The organism is Halomonas sp. CnH100-B, assembly GCF_024124605.1.
Taxonomy (GTDB): Bacteria; Pseudomonadota; Gammaproteobacteria; order Pseudomonadales; family Halomonadaceae; genus Vreelandella.
In genome coordinates this window covers 611,311-621,509 of record NZ_JAMXRX010000002.1, presented here as the reverse complement: position 1 = coordinate 621,509, position 10,199 = coordinate 611,311, and the positions used below count along the sequence as shown (strand labels likewise).

9 protein-coding genes are annotated in these 10,199 nt (G+C 58.9%); 2 read left to right on the top strand and 7 right to left on the bottom strand.

The window, feature by feature from the left end; translation table 11 throughout:
* Nucleotides 1–265 precede the first annotated feature (265 nt).
* Nucleotides 266–4,198, top strand: a complete 3,933-nt coding sequence (locus tag NH398_RS16730; protein ID WP_290441414.1) for an EAL domain-containing protein — start codon at nt 266–268, stop codon at nt 4,196–4,198.
* Between the two features lie 173 nt (nt 4,199–4,371).
* Nucleotides 4,372–4,542, top strand: coding sequence for a hypothetical protein (locus NH398_RS06510; RefSeq protein ID WP_253017324.1), 171 nt, complete (start codon nt 4,372–4,374; stop codon nt 4,540–4,542).
* A gap of 58 nt (nt 4,543–4,600) precedes the next feature.
* Here the strand turns inward: NH398_RS06510 and NH398_RS06505 are convergent, their stop codons facing one another.
* From NH398_RS06505 to dnaX, 7 genes are read right to left on the bottom strand one after another with little or no spacing between them, the layout of a single operon-like run.
* Nucleotides 4,601–5,059, bottom strand: a complete 459-nt coding sequence (locus NH398_RS06505; RefSeq protein ID WP_253017322.1) for a YcgN family cysteine cluster protein — start codon at nt 5,057–5,059, stop codon at nt 4,601–4,603.
* A 39-nt stretch (nt 5,060–5,098) separates the two neighbouring features.
* Complete coding sequence (locus NH398_RS06500; RefSeq protein ID WP_253017320.1) at nt 5,099–5,671, bottom strand: ACP phosphodiesterase; 573 nt, start codon at nt 5,669–5,671, stop codon at nt 5,099–5,101.
* A gap of 31 nt (nt 5,672–5,702) precedes the next feature.
* Complete coding sequence (locus NH398_RS06495) at nt 5,703–5,996, bottom strand: YcgL domain-containing protein (RefSeq protein ID WP_253017318.1); 294 nt, start codon at nt 5,994–5,996, stop codon at nt 5,703–5,705.
* Nucleotides 5,993–7,126 (bottom strand): ribonuclease D, encoded by a 1,134-nt coding sequence (gene rnd / locus NH398_RS06490; protein WP_253017316.1) that lies wholly within the window; start codon nt 7,124–7,126, stop codon nt 5,993–5,995. The genes NH398_RS06495 and rnd overlap by 4 nt, the downstream gene beginning before the upstream one ends.
* Before the next feature lie 53 nt (nt 7,127–7,179).
* The gene (gene recR / locus NH398_RS06485) at nt 7,180–7,785 is read right to left on the bottom strand and encodes a recombination mediator RecR (protein WP_159341718.1); all 606 of its coding nucleotides are present in this window, start codon (nt 7,783–7,785) and stop codon (nt 7,180–7,182) included.
* A 3-nt stretch (nt 7,786–7,788) separates the two neighbouring features.
* Complete coding sequence (locus tag NH398_RS06480; protein WP_044630130.1) at nt 7,789–8,115, bottom strand: YbaB/EbfC family nucleoid-associated protein; 327 nt, start codon at nt 8,113–8,115, stop codon at nt 7,789–7,791.
* Between the two features lie 49 nt (nt 8,116–8,164).
* Complete coding sequence (gene dnaX, locus NH398_RS06475) at nt 8,165–10,111, bottom strand: DNA polymerase III subunit gamma/tau (RefSeq protein WP_253017314.1); 1,947 nt, start codon at nt 10,109–10,111, stop codon at nt 8,165–8,167.
* Nucleotides 10,112–10,199: the final 88 nt, after the last annotated feature.

The following is a 10,199-nucleotide window of genomic DNA, read 5'->3' as shown; positions in this document are numbered from 1 at the left end:
CTGTTTATCATTTATGAGCCAGGTCTTTTCGCCGACCTAGGCGACAAGGTCGTTACACCCCTTAACATGGCCTGCCTCTTTTTAACGCTGTCGTTAAAATATGGCGGGTTACGATCTAATGCGCCTTGCCAGCCCCTTACTTCGCTGAGATTATTCGAACGCCACCCGGCTTGGCGACAGCCAGTCTGATTCTCTCCCTGCTTTAGATGATTCCTGCCTAATGGATGTAAACAACCGTGAGCTAGCGTTACAAACGGGCCTACTCATGCTGCTAACTACCACCGTCATCATCGGTGGCGCTAGCCTAGTATTCGGCGTCGTTCCCAGCCTGCCTCAGCCTCAGGCGCTGGCCGTCCTGCCCGACAGCTCGCTGGTCATTCTGCTCTCAGGCCTAGGCTTGAGCGCCGTCATGGCCAACGCTCCGCGCTGGCGGCGCATCGCAGGCCTTGCCCTATTGATATTGGCGTTTTACACGGCAGTGCATAACGTCATCGCAGGCAACACCGGCGTCTCCTGGCTCACCGGCCAGCCCAGACTTCCCACTCAAGCCGCGCCGACCTTACTGCTGGCGGCCTTCTGTTTGTGGGTAGGCCCCCAGGGCACTTGGCAGCGTCGCGTATGGCAAGTGGGTGGCATCGTGCTGTGGGGCATTGGCAGCTTGACGCTGCTCTATCAGGCGGGCCTTCCACTGCCTAGCTGGCTCCCCCGTGCCAGTGCGCTGTTACCGGGGCTACTGTGCTTCTCGTTTGGTTTGGCCATGATCATGGTCAGCCGACACGTGCCGCATTTGGCGACCTCCCTGAGCAAAGCCGCTGTCGCCGCAGGCATCGTGGGGGTGGCGCTGAGTATGAGCGCGTGGTTTTTGATCAGTTGGAATCAACACGAAACGACCCGGGCCGAAGCACACAATACGCTCGCCAGCGTAACGACCAGTATCGAACGAACGTTCAACTCTCGCACCATCGTACTCGAACGTCTCGCCGAACGCTGGCAAGACGTTTTCGAAGACGAGGCGTCCCGCCAACGGGAAGTCGCTCGCTACTGGAACGACTATCCCAGCATCCTGGCGCTGGCCTATTTCAACCCCTTGGCCCGGGACGTTTGGCGCCGCGCTCAGCAGGGCCGCGATCTTTTATGGCTGGATGATCAGCTCGTTAGCCTGCCGGTATTACGCTGGCTCAATCAACAGCAGCAATCCGTCCAGTGGCTCTTTCCTGATCCCGAGCGTCCCGATATCGCCCTGCTGGCGTTGAAGCCTTCCGTCGAGCAGCGCTACCAACTCGTGGCAGTTATCGATATCGCTTATCTGCTGGCCAAAGAGACCCAGATTGCAGATCAAGCCTTCACGCTTTCGATCAGCCATCCCGATGGGCATATCCTCGCTCCAGGCATCGCGCCTGGAGTGCCAGCAGCGTTACAGGAGAGCACACCGCTCAGTGAGCAGCACCTGGGGTTACCCGGCGGAGCTGCGCTGCATTTGAGCCTTTGGCTGCCCCCTTCCTCCGTGTTCGAGCTGGCCAATTTCATTGCCGCCGGTATTGGCGTGGCGGGCCTGCTGCTCACCTACCAGCTAGTCCTGAGCCTGGCGTTGATTGCCGCACGGGCACAGCGCACGCTGGAACTTGCCAAAGCCAAAGAGGCACTGGAGGACCAGCACCGCATTCAGGCCATGATTGCCCGCGACGAGCCGTGCAGCGCCACGCTATTACAGATTTGCCGACTGTTGGAGCAACAAAGCCCCCATTGCCACACCGCGATATGGCGACTGGACAACGCTGCGGCCTACCGAGTGGAGCTGCTCTCCTGCAGCCTTCCCTTTGCCTTGCAGGAATCCATGCCCTTCAACGAGAGCCTCATCACCTTGGCGACCGAGCTGCATCAGCAAGGAGAGATGGCGGCGAACTTGCCGATAACCCCCAGCGCGTCGACGGCGTTTAGCCAGATGGCCGCCCAGTACGGCTACGTTAGCGCCACCGTTCATATACTAAGCAGCGGAGAGGCGCTGCCGTTAGGGGCGGTAGTCTTGCTGTGGAAACAGGACCAGCCCTTATCAGGCCACCGCGCACTCGAGGTAGAGTCATCGCTGCTACCTAGCGCGCTGCGGCTAATGCGTCTGGCCATCGAGCGCTATAACCATCAGCAAACGCTACAAGACAGCGAGCAGCGCTTTCGTTCACTGTTTACCCAAAACCCGGACGGCGTGTTTTCGCTGGATGTCGACGGCTACTTCCTCAGCGTGAACCAGTCGCTGCTGACCCTGCTGTCCATGAGCGAAGCCGATATTATCGGCCAACACCTGTACAGTCTGCTGCCGACTGAACAGCGCGAGCCGATCAATGAGGTCTTTAGCCAAGCCCTCACCGGCGTATCACAGCGCTTCGAGATCGAGCTGCCCAGCCAAACGGGCGAGGTACATTTCATCGATATCTCGTTTCTGCCGACCGTGGTCATGGAAACGGTGGTCGGCGTGTATGGGGTGGTGAAAGAGATGACCGCACTGCGCTTCAATGAAGCGCAGCTGCGTATTTTTCAACGCAGCCTAGAGGCGAGCAGTAACGGCGTCTTGATTTGTGAGGCGCAAAACGACGATTTCCCGATCATTTACGTCAACCCAGCGTTCGTTGAGATCACCGGCTACGACTTTGATGACGTGCGGCACCGAAACTGCCGCTTTTTACAGGGGCCGGATACCGACCCCAAACAAGTGCAGGAGATTTGTGACGCGCTTCTTCAGCAGCGGGACATCAGCTTGACGATTCGCAACTACCGCAAAGATGGTCGCGCCTTCTGGAACAACGTCTTTATTTCTCCGGTACGGGCGCAAGACGGGCAGGCCACGCATTTCGTCGGCATCATCAACGACATCTCCGAGCGCAAAGATCACGAAAACGAACTGGCCTTTCATGCAACGCACGACGCGCTCACCGGGCTTGGCAACCGAGCGCTATTCGAAGACCGTTTGCGCCATGACGTCGATCTCGCCAAACGCCACCGTCAGCAGCTAGCGGTGCTGTTCATCGATCTGGACGAGTTCAAGCCGATCAATGACACGCTGGGCCATGCGGTGGGCGACCAAGTATTGATCAGCGTCGCACGGCGCTTGGAAGAGGTGATTCGCCCCTCGGATACGCTCTGCCGCTTCGGCGGCGATGAGTTCGTACTGCTGCTGCCCGACTTGGACGCGCCGCATCAGGCCCAAGAGGTGGCCGAGCGCTTGCTCCTGGAGCTGGCCCAGCCCTATCGTATTGATCGCCATGAACTCTACCTCTCCGCCAGCATTGGTATCGCATTGAGCGATGAGGGCCTGGAAAACCCTGCGGCGCTCCTGCAACAAGCGGACATGGCGATGTACAAAGCCAAACAGCAAGGGCGCAACACGCTACAAACTTTCACCCACGACATTAATCAAAAGCTGACGCAGCGCGTCACGCTGAGAAACGACCTGCAAGAGGCCATCACACAGGAGCAGTTCGAACTCCACTATCAGCCGCTTCTGGGTCGAGCGGGCGATATCCGAGGGTTCGAAGCGCTCGTGCGCTGGAACCACCCCGTCAAAGGGCCGATATCGCCTGCGCTGTTCATTCCCATTGCCGAAGAGACGGGACAGATCATTGGCTTGAGCCAGTGGGTCATGGAGCGCGCCGCCAAGGATTTCTTACAGCTGCAGCCGCTGCTATCGAGCGACTGTCGCATGGCGGTCAACCTCTCTCCCATGCAGTTTCATCGTCCTAGCTTTTTAAGCTCGCTACGCAAAACGCTAGAGGTCACGGGATTACCGCCGACCGCCCTTGAACTAGAGCTGACCGAGGGCATTTTGATGAACGACACCGACGCCGCCATCGATACGCTGCACGCCCTGCGCGGCATGGGCATCAGTATTGCGATCGACGATTTTGGCACGGGGTTCTCGAGCCTTAGCTATCTGCGCCATCTCCCCATCGACAAAATCAAAATCGATCGCAGCTTTATCCTCAATATCGAGGACAACAGCAAAGATGCCGCCGTCGTGCAAGGCATCATCGCCCTGGCGCACCATCTGGAACTCAACGTGGTTGCCGAGGGGGTAGAAACCCGCCAACAGGAGCAGCAGCTCCTCTCGCTGGAGTGCGACGTGCTACAAGGGTATTTGTTCGCCAAGCCCATGCCGTTCGACGCCCTCACCCATTGGCTAACCGAGCGTGGCACCCGCCAACATTAAGCGATGACACCGGTGAACGAGCAGCGCCTAGGCGCTGCTTTTTTGTTGGCGAGCACGGCTCCACCATATTTTATGAAAACATTTTCCATAAAAACTTCACAGCGTGCCTTTTTTACGCCATACTAGCCATAAGTTGTATATACCAACGTCTAACCATTTTGACGAGGCACATCATGAGCTATGAAGAGAAGTTTCTGACCATCTGGGACGCACAGGCCACCAACGCGGCGCAAAAAAAGGCCAAGCAAAACGTTCAGCAACGTTCCAACACACCGCAGCCCTCGACGCTGAAAGAAGCGTTCTTGACGATTTGGGACAGCACCAAAAGTAAAGCCGCCAGCTAACCCAGAGGGCAGCGAGCGGCTTCATGGCCAAGGATGGCAATGCCACACGGGCGTCCCATCACGTCATCGGAATCACGGCAATGATGTGCTCTTCGAGGTATTTTTCTGGCACCTCATCCTGCGACACGGCAAATCCACGTACGCTGACCCCTTTACGGTGCACCCGCTCGGCATCGTTACTCAACAAGGGGTGCCAACCTGCCAGCTTACGCCCTTCCGCTACGCGTCGATAACCGCAGGTGTGGGGCAGCCAAGTAAACTCCTTGACCAGCGCGGGGGTTAGCTGCGTACAATCCGGCACGCTGTCAAAGCGGTTCTCATAATCACTGCACTGACAGCTATGAGTATCCAACAGTCTGCAAGCCACGTTCAGAATGGCCAGCTCTTGCGTCTCGTCATCGTGCAGCTTGAGCAAGCAGCACTGGCCGCAGCCGTCACACAGCGCCTCCCATTCGGGCTGGGTGAGTTCTTCCAGGGGATAGCGTTCCCAGAAGCGCTCGCGTAGCGCGGTTTCCATCTCTCGTCACCTCGGTTAACCATAGCATCGTTGAAGGTGTCAGCGTGCGTCACCATGACTGGTGAGCTCGGCACGACATTCGCTCCATAGTCGACTGAAATCTTGTTCCAACGCGGCGTAATCTTCGCGCAACCAAGGGACGAGCTCGGCCAAGCGATTAGCGCCTGATAGCCGCTGCCCAATCCCCGATACCGCGCGGCACGTAAAGTCGAAATCCGCATAGCGGCGTAGCCAGTCCTGCTCGATCAGGATCGGCATCATCGTCGACAGGCGCTGTGGTGCGGGCCAAGCAGTCAGTAGACGATAGCAGCGCTCGACCAAGGCGTGTTGCTCTGTGCCTGCATGCTGGCGGGCAATAAAGTGGTCCCAAACGATATCCAGTGCAATACCCGCGTAACGCCGTTGCATCTTCGGGGCGCGCCGCTTGGCCAACAGGACACTAGGGTGCTGATCTACCCAGGCATCGACCCGTCGATGATGGCGAATACCGCTTGCGACGCTGGGCGACCACGCCGAGAGATCACTGCCCTTCACCCCATCGGCGATCAAGTTACCGTACAAAAAACCATCGTTTCCTGGCTGTGCCAGCCATGCGTGGGCCAGAAAATTCATGGTAAAGCCCCCCGACGGCGCCTTCGTCCGTTCACGAGCGGTCTGCGGACTGCGCCCGATGAATGTCGAGTAAATAGGGCTCTTTGGCAGGCGGCATTTGCAGGTAAAAGCCCTGCTCGTCAATGGCCGCCATGACATCCGCCGCCTTGACGCGGGCAAGCGTCTTGTCCTCGGTCAGGATCATGGTCAGCACAGGCACCGGCTTACCAAAGGTGTCCATCAGCGCATCCGGCACGCTCTCTATGCCCTTACGCTTGTCCACGTACAGGTACATTTCGTCTTTGCGTGAGCTTTTGAAAATCTCACAAAGTAACTTGTCGCTCATAAAGAGGCCTCCTCGAGCGCTTGGTGAATCGCCTGGGTGAGGCAGTGGCCACGCCAGCCGCCGAGCTCCGTCAGCGGCTGCTCGGCAAGTCGCTGCATCACGAGCGCTTCGATATCCCGGCGTCGCAGCAACATTTCCGGGGCAATATTCAACGCGGACGCCTGTTCGGTCACGACCCCTTTGATGGCCTTGAAGCGGCGCTTGAACGCAGGCTGCATGGGGTCCGGCCAGCGCGCAGGCAAGTCACTCTCAGGGCAGAGTTGCGCCTGCTTAACGAGGGCCAGCAAGGCGTCGCCCTCTTTCTTGACCAGCGGCGGTTTGACACCCTCGACCTCGGCCAACTCATAGCGGTTTTTCGGCATCTTTTCCGCCACGGCAAACAGCAGCTTATCGCTCACTAACCAGTTACGCGGCAGGTCGCGGCGGCGCGTTTCGCCTTCGCGCCAGATGGTCATCAACCGGTACGCTTCGAGCTGGCGGGGCGACAGCCGCCACAGCTGACGCTGGCGAGTATACCATTGACCATCGCTCTCGACGCTGCGACCAGCCTGTTCGATCAGGCTTGCGCACTCACTCTCCAGCCAGTCACGACGCCCCAATGCATCGAGTTGTTCCGCTTGACACTGCCACACTTTGAGCAGGTAAATCACGTCGAGGGCGGCGTATTCACATTGAGAGGGCGTCAACGGACGTTCCAACCAATTGGAGCGCGTCTCTTCCTTGGGAAGCGTTTCTCCCATCCAATGTTCGACCAGCTTTTGGTAGCCCATCCCCGGGTTTTCACCCAAAAAGGCCTGCGCTACTTGGGTGTCTACCAGCGGCGTGGGCAGCACGCCTGCCCAGTGCTGGAACACCTCCAAATCTTCACTGCAGGCATGCAGTAGTTTCACCGCGCTATTTTGCAACAGCGCTTTGAACGATGCCGTACAGGGGGTGGCGAGCGGATCGACCAAATAGGCGACGTCGTCGCTGGCGAACTGGATCAGCGCAGGTACCGGGAAGAAGGTATTCTCGCGGAAAAACTCGGTATCGAGGGCAATGACGCGGGCACCGGCCACCTTTTCGCAGGCGGCATCCAATGCCTCGGCATTATCAATCCATTGATATAAAGAAGAGCTTGAAGAGGACAAAGCAGTTTTCCGGGTTGGCACAACCGCATCAGCGCTTGCGTTTCTTATCAGTGTTAGTCGCCAGCAAAGGGTTGGCGACCGTTAAAGGCGCGGCTAAGCGTGCCGCCATCGACATACTCCAGCTCGCCGCCCATGGGGACACCGTAGGCGAGGCGCGAGAAAGAGACACCGTAATGCGCGAGCTGTGAAGCGATATAGTGGGCCGTGGCCTCGCCCTCTACAGTGGGGTTGGTGGCCAATACCACTTCACGGACGGTGCCTTCTGCGACGATGCCTTCGAGCACATCGAGGCCGATGGCCTCGGGTCCAATACCGTCGAGCGGCGAAAGATGGCCATGCAGCACGAAATAGCGACCTTGGAAACCGCCGGCCTCTTCGACCGCTAGCTGGTCTGCGGGGGATTCGACGACGCAGAGCAAAGCGTCGTCTCGGCGCGGACTCTCACACAGCGCACAGATCTCTGCCTCGGTCAGCGTTCGACAGCGTTGGCAGTAACCGACCTCTTCAATCGCCTGCTGGATCACCGCTGCCAGACGCTGGCCGCCTGGGCGCTCGCGCTCTAACAAATGCATGGCCATGCGTTGGGCCGTTTTCGGCCCAACGCCTGGCAGCACGCGAAACGCGTCCATCAATTGCTCGACAAGCGGGGAAAATCGCATGATTTAGAAGGGCATCTTAAAGCCGGGTGGCAGGTTCAGGCCAGCCGTTGCTTCTTCCATCTTCGCCTTGGAATTGGCCTCCACCTTGCGAACGGCGTCGTTGACGGCGGCCGCTAACAGGTCTTCCAGTAGCTCTTTATCTTCTTCCAGTACGCTCGGATCGATGGTGACATCGCTGACGTCATGGCGACCGTTCATGGTGATCTTGACCATGCCAGCGCCCGCTTCGCCATGCACTTCCGCTTTGGCGACTTCTTCCTGCACGCGCTGCATCTTTTCCTGCATCTCTTGGGCTTGCTTCATGATGTTGCCCATTCCGCCTTTGAACATGCGGTGTTCTCCTCAAATATTGAAACGAATATTGGGTCGCCGTTGGCCGTTACGAACGCGACGCTGGCGTGGGTCTGACACTGGACTCAATTAGCGTAGCCCCAAACGCCTGCTGTAACTTCTGAATATTGGGGTCGTGATGCAATAGATCAACCGCCTGTGCGTGACGCTCCTGCTGCTGACGCTCTTCCTGCTGACGGGGCGTCTCGAGCGCTGTATCTAGCTCGGCCACACTGAACTGAACGCTTCTCGCCATGCCCAGGGCCTTGAGCGCTCGCTCGATTCGACCGTTATGCACATCGGCTTGCATGGCCGATTGGCTGGGATCGAGTCGCAGTATCACGGTCTGCCCATCATCGCTCTGCAGTTGACAGTGCGCGGCCAAATTGCGCGTTAGGCCACCCAAACCCAGCGCGTCAAAATGGGCTAACCATGCCGCATGGTCACAACGGCCATGCTCGGACACGGAGTCGGCACTGGGCGTCATCGCTGTCGAAGGGGGAGCTGGAGGCTCTGGCTCTGGCTCTGGCTCTGGCTCTGGCTCTGGCTCTGGCTCTGGCTCTGGCTCTGGCTCTGGCTCTGGCTCTGGCTCTGACGAGAGGGTAGCGGCACTTTCCACGTCTTCAAGCGACCAGGGCGGCGGCGCTTCACTGCTGAGCTCTGGCCGATGCTGCTCAGCCACCTCGACGTGCGTATCGTTGGGTGACGTGGCGGCCTGCACCTCAGCGGGCGCTGGAGGCTCGTCCTTGGCGGCTGCGGGTACAGGCTCAGGCTTTTTTGCGCTTGACTCATCCACCGAGTCAACGGTGTCGGTCGCGGCGTCGGCTGGCGCGCTTGCCTCGGCGGCGGGTTCGCGGCGCAGAGGTAGCGGCGTTGCCGGCGGTTTCGGCACACCCTGGGGGCGGAACGCCAGCATACGCAACAGCGTCATTTCCAAGGCACTGCGCAAATCCGGGGCATGCACCATATCGCCACGCCCTTGAATACCAATCTGGTAATAGAGTTGGATGTCCTCGGCGGTAAACCGGCTGGCCAACTGCTGAATCTGCGCCCGATCTCCATGGCTGTTGTCCACTGCATCGGGCACCATCTGCGCGACGGCCAAGCGGTGGAGGATGGCCGTCAACTCATCCAGCACGGCAGCAAAATCCGGCCCCTGCTCGGCCAGCTGAGCCACTTCCGCCAACAGCTTCTGCACATCCACGTCCGCCAGCGCATCGACGAGCGCGAGCACATGGCGATGGTCTAGCGTGCCGAGCATGGCAGCCACATCGGCATGGCGAACGGCGCCTTGGCCAAACGCAATGGCTTGGTCGGTCAGACTCATGGCATCGCGCATGGAGCCCTCGGCGGCTTTGCCCAGTAGCCACAACGCGCTCTCGTCGTAGTCGACGCCCTCCTGCCCCAGCACGTAGGTCAAATGCTCGACGACACGCTCAGGCGGCATATGCTTGAGCGTAAACTGCAGACAGCGGGATAGAACGGTTGCAGGGAGTTTCTGCGGGTCGGTCGTCGCCAGCAAGAACTTGACGTGGGGCGGGGGTTCTTCCAGCGTTTTCAGCAGCGCGTTGAAGCTGCTGGTGGACAGCATGTGTACCTCGTCGATGAGATACACTTTATAGCGCCCTTGTGTAGGCGCGTACTGGACATTATCGAGCAGCTCGCGGGTGTCTTCCACTTTGGTACGCGAGGCAGCATCGACTTCGATCAGGTCGACGAAGCGCCCCTCGTCGATGGCTTGGCAGCTATCACACTGACCACAGGGGGTCGAGGTGATGCCTTCGTCGCCGCGCCCATTCACCGTGCAGTTGAGGCACTTCGCCAAAATCCGCGCCAGGGTGGTTTTGCCGACACCTCGCGTGCCGGTAAAGAGATAGGCATGGTGCAAACGGCCCTGATCAAGGGCATTGACCAGGGCGCGTTGAACATGGGCCTGGCCCACGAGCTCGTGGAATGTACGTGGCCGCCACTTGCGGGCCAGAACCTGATAGCTCATTGAGCAAAACTTCCTTTGGCGGGCTGACGATCGATGCGACGCGGCCCATCGTGAGCCGCGTTTGCTAAGAGTAAGCGCTTAGTGATTG